The 14,877-nt window shown below is 39.8% G+C and carries 17 protein-coding genes; 8 read left to right on the forward strand and 9 right to left on the reverse strand.

What is annotated here, in order from left to right; all coding sequences use genetic code 11:
- Positions 1–15: 15 nt before the first annotated feature.
- On the reverse strand, positions 16–225 hold the full coding sequence (locus FBF75_RS05620; RefSeq protein ID WP_017358947.1) for a hypothetical protein: 210 nt from the start codon (positions 223–225) through the stop codon (positions 16–18).
- A gap of 219 nt (positions 226–444) precedes the next feature.
- On the opposite strand from FBF75_RS05620, the gene FBF75_RS05625 reads away from it, so the two are divergent.
- From FBF75_RS05625 to mnhG, 7 genes are read left to right on the forward strand one after another with little or no spacing between them, the layout of a single operon-like run.
- Positions 445–2,856 carry a Na+/H+ antiporter subunit A gene (locus FBF75_RS05625; RefSeq protein ID WP_136944515.1) on the forward strand — a complete coding sequence of 804 codons (2,412 nt, stop codon included), beginning with the start codon at positions 445–447 and terminating at the stop codon, positions 2,854–2,856.
- Complete coding sequence (locus FBF75_RS05630) at positions 2,853–3,284, forward strand: Na(+)/H(+) antiporter subunit B (RefSeq protein WP_008345843.1); 432 nt, start codon at positions 2,853–2,855, stop codon at positions 3,282–3,284. The genes FBF75_RS05625 and FBF75_RS05630 overlap by 4 nt, the downstream gene beginning before the upstream one ends.
- Positions 3,284–3,625: a Na(+)/H(+) antiporter subunit C gene (locus FBF75_RS05635; RefSeq protein WP_003213576.1), complete on the forward strand. Its 342-nt coding sequence runs from the start codon at positions 3,284–3,286 to the stop codon at positions 3,623–3,625. The genes FBF75_RS05630 and FBF75_RS05635 overlap by 1 nt, the downstream gene beginning before the upstream one ends.
- On the forward strand, positions 3,618–5,096 hold the full coding sequence (locus FBF75_RS05640; protein WP_025207904.1) for a Na+/H+ antiporter subunit D: 1,479 nt from the start codon (positions 3,618–3,620) through the stop codon (positions 5,094–5,096). The genes FBF75_RS05635 and FBF75_RS05640 overlap by 8 nt, the downstream gene beginning before the upstream one ends.
- A gap of 6 nt (positions 5,097–5,102) precedes the next feature.
- A complete protein-coding gene (locus FBF75_RS05645) occupies positions 5,103–5,582 on the forward strand; it encodes a Na+/H+ antiporter subunit E (protein WP_008345848.1) in 480 nt (159 codons plus the stop codon).
- Complete coding sequence (locus FBF75_RS05650) at positions 5,582–5,863, forward strand: Na(+)/H(+) antiporter subunit F1 (protein ID WP_008345849.1); 282 nt, start codon at positions 5,582–5,584, stop codon at positions 5,861–5,863. Before FBF75_RS05645 ends, FBF75_RS05650 begins: the two co-directional genes overlap by 1 nt.
- Positions 5,847–6,221 carry a monovalent cation/H(+) antiporter subunit G gene (gene mnhG, locus FBF75_RS05655; protein ID WP_003213369.1) on the forward strand — a complete coding sequence of 125 codons (375 nt, stop codon included), beginning with the start codon at positions 5,847–5,849 and terminating at the stop codon, positions 6,219–6,221. Before FBF75_RS05650 ends, mnhG begins: the two co-directional genes overlap by 17 nt.
- Positions 6,222–6,311: 90 nt before the next feature.
- Here mnhG and FBF75_RS05660 read toward each other — a convergent pair whose 3' ends face one another.
- The 6 genes from FBF75_RS05660 to degQ form a co-directional block, all read right to left on the reverse strand.
- The gene (locus FBF75_RS05660; protein ID WP_017358943.1) at positions 6,312–6,701 is read right to left on the reverse strand and encodes a hotdog fold thioesterase; all 390 of its coding nucleotides are present in this window, start codon (positions 6,699–6,701) and stop codon (positions 6,312–6,314) included.
- Positions 6,702–6,724: 23 nt separating this feature from the next.
- Positions 6,725–7,366 (reverse strand): two-component system response regulator ComA, encoded by a 642-nt coding sequence (comA, locus tag FBF75_RS05665; RefSeq protein ID WP_007500477.1) that lies wholly within the window; start codon positions 7,364–7,366, stop codon positions 6,725–6,727.
- 80 nt (positions 7,367–7,446) lie between these two features.
- Complete coding sequence (locus tag FBF75_RS05670) at positions 7,447–9,753, reverse strand: sensor histidine kinase (protein WP_017367961.1); 2,307 nt, start codon at positions 9,751–9,753, stop codon at positions 7,447–7,449.
- A gap of 13 nt (positions 9,754–9,766) precedes the next feature.
- Positions 9,767–9,937, reverse strand: coding sequence for a competence pheromone ComX (gene comX, locus FBF75_RS05675; RefSeq protein WP_008345861.1), 171 nt, complete (start codon positions 9,935–9,937; stop codon positions 9,767–9,769).
- A complete protein-coding gene (locus FBF75_RS05680; RefSeq protein ID WP_008345863.1) occupies positions 9,915–10,838 on the reverse strand; it encodes a polyprenyl synthetase family protein in 924 nt (307 codons plus the stop codon). Before FBF75_RS05680 ends, comX begins: the two co-directional genes overlap by 23 nt.
- Before the next feature lie 151 nt (positions 10,839–10,989).
- The gene (gene degQ, locus FBF75_RS05685) at positions 10,990–11,130 is read right to left on the reverse strand and encodes a degradation enzyme regulation protein DegQ (protein WP_003213123.1); all 141 of its coding nucleotides are present in this window, start codon (positions 11,128–11,130) and stop codon (positions 10,990–10,992) included.
- A 505-nt stretch (positions 11,131–11,635) separates the two neighbouring features.
- Here degQ and FBF75_RS05690 point away from each other — a divergent pair.
- Positions 11,636–11,989: a YuzC family spore coat inner layer protein gene (locus FBF75_RS05690; RefSeq protein ID WP_019744042.1), complete on the forward strand. Its 354-nt coding sequence runs from the start codon at positions 11,636–11,638 to the stop codon at positions 11,987–11,989.
- Positions 11,990–12,025: 36 nt separating this feature from the next.
- On the opposite strand, the gene FBF75_RS05695 is transcribed toward FBF75_RS05690, so the two are convergent.
- Together FBF75_RS05695 and FBF75_RS05700 are read right to left on the reverse strand one after the other, a co-directional pair.
- Positions 12,026–13,252: an EAL and HDOD domain-containing protein gene (locus FBF75_RS05695; protein ID WP_025207907.1), complete on the reverse strand. Its 1,227-nt coding sequence runs from the start codon at positions 13,250–13,252 to the stop codon at positions 12,026–12,028.
- 140 nt (positions 13,253–13,392) lie between these two features.
- Entirely contained in the window at positions 13,393–14,862 is a 1,470-nt protein-coding gene (locus FBF75_RS05700; RefSeq protein WP_007500472.1) for a nicotinate phosphoribosyltransferase, read from the reverse strand.
- Between the last annotated feature and the right edge of the window lie 15 nt (positions 14,863–14,877).

Genomic DNA, 14,877 nt, shown 5'->3' on the forward strand with positions numbered 1-14,877 from the left:
TTCTCCCATACATCCTCATTCATCAGCTAATACAATTCGTATATACTCCCGAGGCTGAAAAGGATACTGTTTCGCCTGCGGATAGGTCATATGGAGGAGATGTTCAGAAAATAGCGGCCATTCACTCCCGGCCTGCCACCTTTTTTGATCATTTCGTTCAATCAAGAATGCTCCTCCTAAAATCGTGCAGAATATGCTTAAGCTGATGGCGATCTTTCGTTTCATTTGATCAGCTCCTTTAAGAAAAGCATGTACGAAATACAAAACAATATACAACGAGTTTCATTTTTGATAAAATATTTTTTGTGGTCAAAAGAACTCAAAACAATTTCGATTTGCCGTAAATCAGTTCAAACCAATGCACTATGTCTGTATTTACGCTATAATTTTAGTTACCAGTTCTTTAGAACGTGAATTTATATTGATCAAAGGAGGTTCATTTTCTTGCAGCTTATTCACTTCGCCATCCTATCACCTTTTTTACTTGCCTTTGTCGTCCCTTTTCTCTTTAAATACGTAAGGCGTATACATACAGGATGGTTTGTTCTCATCTTGCCTATTCTTTTATTTACCTATTTCATCCAAATGCTTCAGATCACCTCGAATGGACGAACGTTGTTCTCACAAGCTGAATGGATTCCCTCTCTAGGGATGAATTTCACTGTGTATGTAGATGGTCTCAGCCTGTTATTTGCTTTACTCATCACAGGTATTGGTGCACTTGTGGTACTGTACAGTATTTTCTACTTATCAAAGGAAAAAGAACAGCTTGGCTCTTTCTATACGTATTTATTAATGTTTATGACCGCTATGCTCGGTGTTGTCCTCTCTGACAACATGGTCGTACTTTATTTGTTCTGGGAGCTAACAAGTATCTCTTCCTTCCTCTTAATTGGGTATTGGTATAAGCGTGAGCGTTCTCGTTACGGAGCAACCAAATCACTGCTTATTACTGTGTTTGGCGGATTAGCTATGCTTGGTGGCTTCATCCTCATTTACCTGATCACTGATTCATTCAGTATTCGCGAAGCAGTCAATCAGCTTCAGCTCATTATGGCATCACCTTATTTCATCCCTGCGATGGTTCTCATTTTACTAGGAGCCTTCACGAAATCAGCGCAGTTCCCATTTTATATTTGGCTGCCTGATGCTATGGAAGCACCAACCCCTGTAAGCAGTTATCTACATTCTGCTACTATGGTCAAAGCCGGTATTTATCTGGTTGCCCGCTTTAGTCCGATTTTTGCTATATCAGAGGTGTGGTTTTGGACCATTTCGATTGTCGGACTTATCACACTATTCTGGGGATCTTTCCACGCCGTTCGGCAAAATGATTTGAAAGCCATTCTGGCCTTCTCGACAGTGAGTCAACTCGGTATGATTATGCTCATGCTAGGAGTAGGCGCAGCTGCCATTCATGAAAACAACCCTGCCTTTTTTGGCGCAGCCGTTCTTGCTGCTATTTTTCATCTCATTAACCACGCAACCTTTAAAGGTAGTCTCTTTATGGCAGCAGGGATTATCGATCACGAAACAGGTACACGTGATATTCGCAAATTAGGTGGATTAATGACCATCATGCCAATTACCTTTACGATTACGTTAATTGGTACATTCTCGATGGCTGGACTCCCGCCTTTTAATGGGTTTTTAAGTAAAGAGCTATTTTTCACAAGTATGATCCGGATTTCTGAGATCAGCTTTACGGATGTGTCAACATGGGGGGCTATCTTCCCTGCTATCGCTTGGCTCGCTAGTGTGTTTACGTTCATCTATAGTATGATGATCGTCTTCAAAACATTTAGAGGCCGTCTGAATGTCGATCAATTGGAGAAAAAACCGCATGAAGCACCAATTGGTATGCTGATCCCGCCAATTATTTTAGCTGCACTTGTGGTCACGTTCTTCTTTTTCCCTAATATTCTTGCCTATTCAGTCATTGAACCTGCCATGCAAGCGATCATTCCTGAAGCCATTCAAACAGGAAGCCGCTTTGCCGTAAAAATTGAAGCGTGGCATGGATTCCAGCCAGAGCTTTACATGACAATTGGTGTAGTTGCGCTCGGTACCATTGGCTATTTAACGCTGTCAAAATGGCGCCCAATGTACAACATATTTAAGGAAAAATGGTCATTTAACGCTTTATATGATCGTTCACTTATAGGTGTAGAAAAAGGGGCTTACCGCCTAACAAACAGTTATATGACAGGATTCCTTCGTGACTATCTTGTCTATGTATTTGGGTTTATGATTATCGTGCTTGGCAGCGTGATGTTCTACAAGCAAGCCTTCTCATTTCAAACTGAGCACGCTGCATCAATCGGCACGTACGAAGCCATCCTTTCACTTGTGATGGTCGCAGCGACAGTCACGACTGTATTTGCTCGTTCACGCTTAACAGCTATTATTGCGCTAGGTGTTATGGGCTACACGCTGTCATTGTTCTTCGTGATTTTCAGAGCACCTGACCTTGCGCTGACACAGCTCATTATTGAAACCATTTCTGTCGCGCTGTTTTTACTTTGCTTCTATCATTTGCCAAAGCTGAGTCTGAAGCAAAAAACACGAAGGTTTAAATTAACAAATTTGATCATCTCATTAGGTGTTGGAGTCGTTGTCACCTGTCTTGCTTTCGCTTCAACAAGCCAGCAGTCTCTTGACACGATTTCAACGTACTTCATTGAAAACAGCTACAAACTGGCTGGCGGAGACAATATTGTCAATGTCATTCTTGTCGATTTCAGGGGCTTTGATACACTCTTTGAGATTACAGTGCTGGCCATTGCGGCACTCGGTATTTATGGATTATTGAAGGTAAAAGCACAAGGAAAACGGAAGAGAGGCGTACGGCGATGAGAAAGATTGATACGAATGATATGCTCTTACAAGTCACAACTAAAATTACAGCATTCATCATCTTGCTTTTCTCACTTCACCTATTTCTTGCAGGACATAACAATCCTGGCGGAGGATTCATTGGCGGTTTGATGAGTGCTGGTGCTGTCGTCCTTCTGCTTTTAGCCTACGACCTTAAAACAGTCAGACGCATTTTACCATTTGACTTTATTTATGTGGCTGGTGTCGGTTTGCTCGTTGCCATCCTAACAGGTATGGGATCTTTTCTGTTCGGAGCACCTTTCCTATCCCATGCATTTGATTATTTCCAACTGCCGTTTCTAGGGAAAACAGAACTGGCGACAGCGGTCCTGTTTGATATCGGTGTGTATTTAGTTGTTGTTGGTGTCACCATGACCATTATTCAAACGATTGGAGAGAAGGAATAATGGAATTTCTAATGTCTATTATCGTCGGAATCATTTTTATGGCAGCGACCTATTTAATGCTTTCAAAAAGCCTTCTGCGGGTCATCGTCGGTACTGCCGTTTTAAGTCACGGCGTCCATTTGCTTCTATTAACAATGGGCGGCTTAAAAAAGGGAGCACCTCCTATTTTGAAAGAGGGGCTCACATCCTATGTAGATCCATTGCCACAAGCATTAATTTTAACAGCCATTGTCATTGCTTTTGGTGTAACATCCTTTTTGCTCGTGATGGCCTTCCGTGCCTTCCAAGAGCTGAGAACAGATGACATGGATCAAATGAGAGGAAATGATCAGCATGAATAATCTCGTGATCCTGCCTATATTAATACCATTACTAGCTGCTACATTATTGATCTTTATGAATAAAAACACCATGCTGTCGAGAGGCTTTAGTGTGTTTGCATCTCTTTTAGCCATTATCTGTAATGTCTATTTGGTCCAAACGATTTTCACAAACGGCATACAAACCCTTTATTTGGGCGGCTGGAAAGCACCGTTTGGCATTGCCCTTGTGGCCGATCAGTTTGCTGCGCTTCTTGTGCTGACCGCTTCCATTGTTGGATTTGTCACAGTTCTTTTTTCTTTTCAAACGATTGGGAAAGAAAGAGAGCGGCTGTTCTATTATTCTGGTGTCCAATTCTTGTTAGCTGGCGTCAGCGGTGCCTTTTTAACGGGAGATATTTTCAACCTGTTTGTCTTCTTTGAATTATTGCTGATGGCATCTTATATGCTCATTGTTCTGGGTGGTTCAAAGCCTCAGCTTCGTGAATCACTGAAATACATTGTGTTTAATATTATCTCATCGGCATTATTTATTGTTGGCGTAGCGTGTTTATATGCAGTCACAGGCACACTGAACATGGCTGATTTAAGTGTGAAAATAGCTGAATCTGGGCAAACAGGGTTAATCACCGTGATTGCCATTCTGTTCCTGATCGTATTTGGCTTAAAAGCTGGGGTCTTCCCGCTTTATTTCTGGCTGCCAGGGTCTTATCATGCACCGCCGGCAGCGATTTCAGCTTTGTTTGGCGCACTGCTGACAAAGGTCGGGCTATATGCGATTGCCAGGGTCTTTACGCTCATCTTTATACATGATACAGGTTTTACACATACACTAATGGCTTGGCTGGCCGCTCTAACGGTTATATTCGGTGTCATTGGCTCTATCGCCTATTCTGATGTGCAAAAAATTGTGATTTATAACATTGTCACAGCTGTTGGTGTCATTTTGTTTGGGATTGCGGCCAATACACCGGCATCACTCCAAGGCGCCATTTATTACCTCATTCACGATATGGTGATCAAAGGAGCTCTATTTATGCTTGCAGGGGCACTGTTTGTGTATGCTGGAACCAACCATCTGAAAAAAATGGGTGGGCTGATTCAATCCCAGCCTCTACTCGGCTGGATGTTCTTCATATCGGCTTTATCACTTGCGGGTATTCCTCCGCTAAGTGGATTTGTTGGCAAGCTGAAAATTGTTGAAGGTGGGTTTTCTGCTGGGTACATGACGTTCTCTATCCTTGTTTTACTGTCCAGTCTTCTTGTCCTTTATTCTGTTATGAGGATTTTCATGCTCGCGTTTTGGGGAGAGGAACAGGATATGCGAAGAAGAAAGCCATCCATTAGAGGAATGGTGTATCCTGGGGTACTGCTTGTTATCTTATCGCTTGCGATTGGATTAGGCACAGAATTCATTGCACCTTATATCAATCAAGCTGCGGAAATGCTTTCAACACCAGAAAAATATATTCAAGCTGTGCTGAAGGAGTAGATGAACATGGCCTTTCAAATATTATTAAACGCTCTCCTCGCCTTTACATGGATGTTTATGAATGATACATACAGAGCTGCAGACTTTGTATCAGGCTTTGCACTAGGGATGATCGCCATTTTTATGCTACGGCGATTCTTCCCGCAACGTTTTTACGGCTATGCCCTTTATGCGATTTTCAAGCTCGTCATCATTTTTATCAGAGAGCTGCTTCTTGCCAATTTGAGTGTACTTAAGACGGTGTTATCTCCAAAGCTTAAGATCAAGCCTGGTATTTTCGCCTTTCGTACAGATTTAAAAACAGATTGGGAAATCACCATACTGGCTAATATGATTACATTAACACCTGGTACACTGGTCATCGATATTTCGGATGATCGTTCGATTTTATATATTCATGCGATGGATATTGAAGATGCTGAAAAAGCCATCCACGATATTCGGGTATCATTTGAAAAAGCGATTCAGGAGGTGAGCGGTAAGTAATGGAACTGATCTTGCAAATGTCACTTGGAATTCTTGCGCTGTCTACTTTGCTTTTTGTCATACGGGTCATCAAAGGACCTTCTATCCCTGATCGCGTTAGTGCGCTTGATGCGATAGGAATCAATTTAATTGGGATGACAGCCATCGTGTCTATCTTACTGAAAACCACGACGTTCTTTGAAATTATTTTACTGCTCGGTATTCTTGCCTTTATCGGCACTGTCGCTTTTTCCAAATTCCTTGAGAAAGGGGAAGTGATTGAAAATGATCGTCATCGCTAAAGCGATCGTAATTTTCTTTATTCTGCTTGGCGCCATCCTCTGTTTAATTTCAGCCATTGGTGTCCTTCGCCTGCCGGATGTTTACACACGTATGCATGCTGCATCAAAAGCATCGACACTTGGTGTTGTTCTCATTTTAGTTGGTGTGTTCTTTCATGAATGGTTTCTTGCAGGGATCATCTCTGCGAAAATCCTGCTTGGGATTGTCTTTATCTTTCTGACCGCACCAGTCGGCGCTCATTTGATCGGAAGAGCCGCTTACAACACTGGTGTGAAAATGGACAAACGAAGTGTCCAAGATGATTATGGCGGTTTCCGTAACTTTGTCATTAAACGAAAAGAAGACTCTTATTTATAAATGAAGAACCTGACATTCAGGTCTTGTTCACTTTACCCGCATGTTCATAAAAGGGTATTAAAAAAAGCTTCCGCTGCACCGGGAGCTTTTTTATATGCGATCAATGACAGCGAGTGTACATCTTGACGTACAGATATGACGGTCTCGATCATCTTTTATATCGATTTGGAATACCATTGTACGCCGTCCTACATGTACAGGAACAGCTGTAGCTGTCACCACTCCATCACGTACAGATTTTAAATGATTGGCATTGATTTCAATACCTGAACAAACCTGCTTCGTTAAATCCAAATGAGCAGCAGCACCCATGCTTGCCACTGTTTCTGCTAGAGCAGCTGATGCTCCTCCGTGCAGTAATCCAAATGGCTGTTTTGTTCGGTGATCGACTGGCATTGTCGCCACGCATCGTGACGTATTGCATTCCACAATCTCAATCCCCAGTGCCTCAAGCAGTGTATTTGAACCACTCACATCCATCAAGGCCCTCTCCCTTCACACGTTTACAGGACACTTTCCGATTTTGCAATTAACACCGCTTCTGTTCGAGATCCAACATTCAGCTTATTAAAGATGGAGGTCAAACTGTATTCAATCGAGCGTTTGCTCAAATGAAGCACATCGGCGATCTCTTGGTTTGTGTACCCTTTTTCCACTTCTCTTAAGATTAAGCATTCACGCTCTGTTAACAGCTCATGATCCGTCTGCTGCGCCTGTTCTGGCTTCTCTTGCTGCTGTGAAATTAATTTCTTTAAATAGGATAGCTGAATGACAACTTCTCCTTGCAATGTGCGGTGTATGTATTCAATAATTTTGTCTTTTGTCTCTGTTTTACTTATTGCACCATGCAATCCAGCTCGAATGGCCTCTTCGAAATAATCATCTACTTCATATCCTGTATAAATGATAATTTTCACTTGTTGATTCGTTTCTAGAATTTGTTTGGCAATGTCCATTCCATTGATATCCCCGAGATTTAAATCCATCAAGATCACATCATAGATGGAAAAGTCATGCGTCTTTAAAAAGGCGCCTTCTGCATCAGGACTTAAACAATCGACTGATAGCTGCTGATCTGATTCTAATATGCTTTTTGTCCCTTCCATGACAGCCGGATGATCATCAATGACCAATATCTTCTTCATGTCTTCCTCCCTTTAAATCACTCACTTCCATTTTATATAAAAGACTTGGCAGATGCCAAGTCTTATTCCTTAAGAAATCGTTACAATTCCATTTCAATTTTCACCTTGAGCCCTTTTTCAGGTGCTGTGTGAATTTGAAGCTTTCCATTTAGAGCTTTGACTCGTTCCCTTATGCCAGAAAGACCCATGCTCATCGTGTGCTGATCAAGCTGGCTTGCATCAAATCCGACTCCATCGTCCTCATAATGGAGAACAACTTGATCTTTAATACAAATGAGCATCACTAAGACTTGGCTGGCCTTAGAATGCTTCAACGCATTGGATAACAGCTCCTGCACAATCCGGTAAATATTCAGCTGTGAGTCAATATCAATGTCCAGTTCTTTATCAAAGCGGGTTGTATTCAGCCTAATATGAAATGGCGCTTCCTCTTGAATTTGCGAAGTCAGCTTCGAAATTGCCTTCACTAACCCCAAATCATAGAGGAGCTGCGGCCGAAGTTCATGACATGTTTCTCTCGTGGTTTGAATCACCTTAGACATTTGTTCATTCCAAGAGATCAGCGAATTTTCAATAGATGTTGGGCATTGGTTGTTTTGGAAATTGGTTAAGAACATCTCGGACTGTCTCTTCAGTGAAATCAAATCCTGCAGCACAGAATCATGAAGATCCCTCGCTAAATCTGAGCGCTGCTTTTCTTCCATGGCGAACATGACTTTCTTCAGCCAGGCGGGATTGGCTTCCCGCTGTTTCAAATCCTCAAGATGCTCCATCAATTCTTCAATCTTGACGACATTTTCTAAACTGACACTTGTGTAAAATGCCAATGTTTTCAGCCATGAAATTTCATCGCGGGTCAGCTTAGGTGTCCGTAAATTAGATAAACAGCAAATCACAAACGAGTGACCGCCCCGCTCACCAATTTTCATCATAAACCCTTTATCAAGCCCGATGATTTTACCAACTTCACCTAAAATATCTTGAAATTGGTCCACATACTCTTTCCATAGCTGGCTTTCTTCTATTGATTCATCAATTTCAACAATTTGTCCATCTGCCTTCACTTCAAGCACAAAGGCTTTGTTCACAACAAGTACTTCTAAGATGGTGTATTTTAAATGATACAATACTTGATGAAGTGATGACGCCTCACGAATAAGCTGTGTAAATTTAAATACACTATCCTGATAATTATGCTTCTCTGAAAAACGCTTCAATCGAAAACGGAAATCGATAATTTCTTTAAAGTAGAAGACGGTAAGCATAAGAATGTACGTGATAATCGTAAATTTCACTGTATAGAAATTTGCATTTGGCTTTTGAATAAAATCAAAAAGAACAACCACTAGTATTGTTGGTGTAATTGCTAAAAAACCGTAGTATTTAATCCTTCCCATAAAGAAATCAACATTATATAGCTTATTTGACATAAATTGATAGACTAAGAAAAAAGGAATTAAAAGAACAAACGATGCAACAACATACGGTGAAATAAAATATATACCAAAAAAATAAGGAATGATAAAAAATAGCATGAATGGACTGAATGCTGAGATTAAAATGAGTGCAAATGCTCGAAGTACATTGCTGACTTCATTGTCTTTCAATTTTTTAGCAGCCCTTATAGTGATAATAATCGAAAGGAAAGCCAGAACAAAAAATGAAAGTAAATTGACATATGCTAATAGATCTACTGGTCCTGCTTTATTTTTATAGAATAAAACTAATAAAACGTTAGTCACTGGAACTAGATACAAATAAAAAAGAACTCGACGACGAATAATCTCTGTTCCTAATTCTTTTAAATATTGATACATAAAGTGCATATATAGTGGAGGTACAATATTCATTGTAACGATTACAAGAATACGACTGATAGCCTCACCTTTTCCAGAACCACCAGAACTTACATAACCTATAGACACCGCCAAAAGAAATAAAGCTAAAATATAAGCTGACTCTTTTTGGTTTGCTTTATTCATTTTTAAAATCATAAATATACAAAATAGACAGATGGAATAAAGAATGACTGGTATTAGATAAATAAACAGATTCGCTTGACTCAATAACCTTACATTCTCTAAATCAATTTTATCACCATGTCTATCAACGACTAAACTTTTAACATTAGCTAAAAAACCTCTTTTAACTTCTTCAACTGGTTTTTTATTCCCATTCACTTCAAGTATGATATCGCCTTTCCTAACTCCAGCTAGATAGCTATCTGTAAAATTATCGACATCCACTACCTCAAGTTGACCCTGACTATTTTCCTTAACAGCTGCTCCAACAAAAATATTAAATACGTTGATATAAGAGATGTAAATCACATAGATGAAGCTAAGGATAACTAATATAACTGTTAACTTAGAGTAAAACTTTCTCATAATATTTATCTACTCAAGCAGTTGCCCATATGATTGCTTTAATAACGTCTTCTTTCCGAAATCCGTCAACAATAATACTTGCAGTTTCTTGATCAACGTGAAGCAATGATGCGTTCCCATTAGCGATTTGATTTAATGTTGAAGGATTCTCCACTAAATAACTAACCAATTCCTGAATTTTCATCTTCTCCATCTCCATTTAAAAAAAGTATCAGTTTTTTCTTTTTTGAAGCCTCTAAATGTAGTTTCTTGAATGCTTCTTTAAACTTATTTCTGAGAAGGTTTCTCATAATAAATACATATTGCTGAGCACCAGATTTTTTTAATTTATCCTTTAATTCTTCAGAGCCGGCACTCTTATCCTTTGATTGAAAATAACTGAGCAAGTCAGAACTGGAAGGATTAAATTCATTTTTCAAGTAAACTAGCGGTAATGTTTGCATTCTTTTAAAGTCAATATTATCTTTATTAAAAAGACCTAGATAGTCATTTTCAAGCTGTTCCGCCATTCCTAGGTAATAAGCATATTCTTCTACCTTCTTTTCAAAAGAACCTGTTGCCAAAACAACACCTAACACACAAGGTAATACAAACAGTGACCCTGCTTTTAACTTCATGATATTTAAACAATCCTGCTCATTCTCTGGCTCCAGTGTCATATCTATATGCTGCCCTTGCATTGACTGAATGGAATAAGAATATACATTGTTTAAAAGCTTCGCTCCATGATCAAGCTTTGAAAACACATCAAAACTCAATGCAAAGAGAACATTCGCCGCATTAATCGCAATTCCGCTCTGACATTTCATCCAAGGATACGAATCATTGTCCTGATCTTCAATATCATCTAATATATCGGCAGATAAGATGAGAAGTTCAATCCCTGCTGCCAGTTTTGTAATCGCTTGCTTGTCTTGTCCGCCAAATGCCTCATAATGTTGGTAAGCCAATTGCCCAAAAGGAAATTCATTCTTTATATCTGTAAATTCGAGAAGCAGCTTTTGTAAATCATTTTGCCTGACTGCATGTTGAATAAAATCAGACATTTTCTGCTTGATTTTTGTATTCTCTAGATAGTTTAGCATACTCGATCTTGATCCTCACCCTCTCGCCTCTTATTTTACTAAAAAGAAATAAGCAAATGTCCACTGACATCACTATTTAACAATTATATAATAATATATCCTTTTTTTGTATGTATTTGGATAAAAAAAAGACTTGATGGTTATCAAGTCTTTAAGAAATTTTCACATATTCATATTTGTCGTATTGATCAATGCTTTTGTTAATGTTATGAAGAGAAGCCGTTGTTTCTCTAATTTCGTTTTCAAGTTTCCATAATAGTTGTTTAAGTTCTTCGATTTCATACTTTTCCATCGATTCCACTCTCCTTTTTTGGAAGATCAATGTATTTGTGTATGTTGATTGGGTCATAAGTATTTGATCTGTTACTAACAGTGTAAATGCTATTGAGTATTTTTTCACCGAAAAGTATGCACAAAATGTGTGCGTGATACCGCAAAATTCAATAGGTCTTTTTTCATCATTTTCAGACTTTTCAAATGATACTTTTATCTCAATTTCAAAGGAAATACGTCATTTTTCCGACATGAACAGGCATCATTCGTCACAATTCTCACGATACAGAACATACGATCCCCTCTATTTCCTCGGTTTTTCATGTTATAGGTCAGACGACAGGCTCTACTGTAGACACCGCAATTTTTTGGCGACATTCACCGAAATTGACCGCAAAAGTACCTATTTTTATGATGAATATGCAAAGGTAGAAAGATCATTTTGATTCTTTATTCGGATTTTCTTCATACATTTAGAACAGATATCCGTCCAAATTCACTTCAATGAGAGAAGAGGTGACCATGTGTTTTACTATGTTCCTTATCCGCCTTTGCAGGTTCCCGCAATGGGGAACGCATACCCGCGAACACCTATGACTTTTCCTCCAGTAGATGCTCATGCGTTTCAAAAGGCTGCAAAGGAATCAACCCGTCTCGTGGCTGATGCATCCCTCATTACACAGCAGATTTCCGGTTCGCTTTCGTTTGGACAGCGAATCATGGAAGCTGCTGAACGTGCTGACACCGCAAGTGTGATTCGAATGCTGAAGCAGATTGGGGTGAAAAGCAATATCGATATCCGCTTTAGTCCAGAAGGCATCCGCATCTACTTATCCCTCTCTTCCAGTAGGCTTTTTCTACTTTTACAGTGGGGATAACAAAGAAAAAGGCCGCTCTAGTGGGAGCGGCTTTTCTTAAGATTCAAACATTTTATGACACCATTCAATGGCTTCTATATAACAGCCGTAGGCTTCCTGCTTAGGGAGACTTCCACCTAACATCTCATCATCCCATTCATTTCGTTCAATACGTTTGGCAATCTCTAACACAAGGAAATAGTCATTTTCATAGCCAAGCAGTGCCTCACCTACTTCATCCGAAAGAGGCAGTTCTTTCACAAGTTCAGTAATGTCCGCCCTGACAAGCGTATCAATGAGTGAAAACATACCTGTTAGCATATAAGAAGCGGGATGCTCTCGTTCAGTCCGACTAGCAATGAGTTCACACGTTTTGGCACGAATGAACGACATTTTGATGATTTCCTTTTGGCTTGAGTTGGCTTGGACATTTAGTTCTTTAAATGAAAGGATAAAGATCCATCGCCGTATTTCATTAAACCCAAGCAGGATAATCGCCTGACGAATACTCTTGATTTGATAAAGACGTCTCATGCCGCCAGAATTCAGCATTTTTAATAATTGATATGAAAGAGAAAGATCACTTTCTATAAAATGCGTCACGGTCTGAATATTCGGCTGCTCCTTGCTCAGCTCATTCAATAGCTGATGGTATGCGTGGAAGCTAGTCGATAAGGCTCGTCCCGAAATGACGTGCGGCTCACTAAAGAAATATCCTTGAAACAAATGGAAGCCAGCTTCTAACGCTTCTTCATATTCTTTTCGCGTTTCTACCTTTTCAGCAAGGAATCGAAGTCGATACTTTTTATATGTATGTAAAATGTCTCTTCGTTCTTTACATGTTGTTTTCAGAAAATCAATTTTTAAAATATCAATGCAATAGAGGAGTTCATCGAGTAACTTGTCATGAAAATGTGTTCCGCTCAGAAAGAAATCATCGAGCGCAATCGTGTATCCCCACTTTTTTAATTGCTTACATCTCATAATAAGTGCCGGGGTAATCGGTACATTTTCTAATATTTCGATCACAAGCTGATGTGGATCAAAATAAGTGAGCAGATCAGACGAAAGCAAGCTTTCGGTGAAATTGATGTAGCATCGTTTTCCTTCTGTCAGTGTTTCGATGCCAATGTTTAAAAAACTATTGATAATGAGGTCCGTTGTCGCTTGATCACCATCTTCAGCGCTATATGTATTGGTTTCACTATCTCTATAAAGCAGCTCGTATGATACGACTTGTTCTTTTCTGTTAAAAATAGGCTGCCTTGCAACAAACACCCTCAACTGCTCCATTCCTCCTTTATGCAATGACAAACAAGATGTGCTTTCAGTATACCAAATGATTGCCCATAAGGTTCATTTTGAATCGTCCAACATGAAAAAAAAGAGACCATCTGGCTTGATGATCTCCTTTCCCGGGGTAATCAGCTTTCATAAAGCTCTTTTTTGATTTTATTTTTCACATCATGGATAAACTGCATCTTATTATCCCAGCATTTTTGACTCAAATCGACTGGGTATTCTTCTGGTTTGCTGATTCGTTTGTATTCCTCCCAGAAGAGTCCGAGACTGTCCTGCACATATGCTTGAATCGTTTGGATATCTGGATTATCATACACCAGCTTCCCTTGTTCAAAAATTGGGACATGAAGGTCCTTTGCCACAAAATTTGTCACAAATTTGCTGATAAATGTATGAACTGGATGGAACATTTTCAGCTTATCTTCACTTTGAACATCTTCTTCTTCAAGGGCAATGTAGTCTCCCTCAGAGTGATGATTCAATTGATTGATAATGCGATACACTCGTTTACGGCCTGGTGTTGTCACTTTCTCTGGGTTAGAAGAAATTTTGATCGTGTCATTCATCTGACCGTTTTCTTCAATCGATACAAGCTTATATACAGCACCAAGAGCTGGCTGATCGAATGCGGTAATCAGTTTCGTTCCAACACCCCATACATCAATTTTTGCACCTTGTGCTTTTAAGTTCATAATGGTGTGTTCATCAAGATCGCTTGATGCAATGACTTTTGCGTCATGGAATCCAGCTTCATCCAGCATCGTTCTCGCCTTTTTAGACAAGTAGGCAAGGTCTCCGCTATCAAGTCTGACCCCAATAAAGTTGATCTTGTCTCCGAATTCTTTCGCTACCTTAATCGCATTTGGAATGCCTGATCTGACCGTATCATATGTATCCACTAAAAAGACACAGTCTGTATGTGTTTCGGCATATTTTCTAAATGCAGTATATTCGTCGCGATATGCTTGTACAAGGGCATGGGCATGTGTGCCTGATACGGGAATATTGAAGCGTTTCCCTGCACGGACATTACTTGTTGCCTGAAATCCGCCGATCAGTGCTGCTCTTGCTCCCCACATGGCTGCATCCATTTCATGCGCACGTCTTGTTCCGAATTCTAATGCTGTCTCATCTTCAATGATTCCTTTAATACGAGCCGCCTTTGTTGCAATTAGCGTCTGGAAGTTCACGATGTTGAGCAGCGCCGTTTCAATTAGCTGCGCTTCAACAAGTGTTGCCTCGATGCGCATAATAGGTTCATTCGCAAAGACAATTTCTCCTTCTCGCATTGAATGAAGTGTCCCTGTAAAAGACAATCCGCTTAAGTATTCAATGAAATCGCTTTTATAACCGAGTTCATCTTTTAAATATGCAAGGTCGCTCTCGGTGAAGGAGAAGTCCGATAAATATTCAATCGCTTTCTCTAAACCAGCAAATACAGCGAAGCCGTTGTCAAATGGAAGCTTTCTAAAGAAGAGTTCGAAGACTGCCTTCTTCTCATGAATGCCGTCTCTCCAATACGTTTCTGCCATGTTAATTTGATAAAGATCTGTATGTAGTGATAAACTGTCGTCAATAAACCGATGCTCCAACTTCCATTCTCCTTC

This window comes from Bacillus sp. S2(2019) (assembly GCF_005144805.1).
GTDB classification, from domain to species: domain Bacteria; phylum Bacillota; class Bacilli; order Bacillales; family Bacillaceae; genus Bacillus; species Bacillus altitudinis.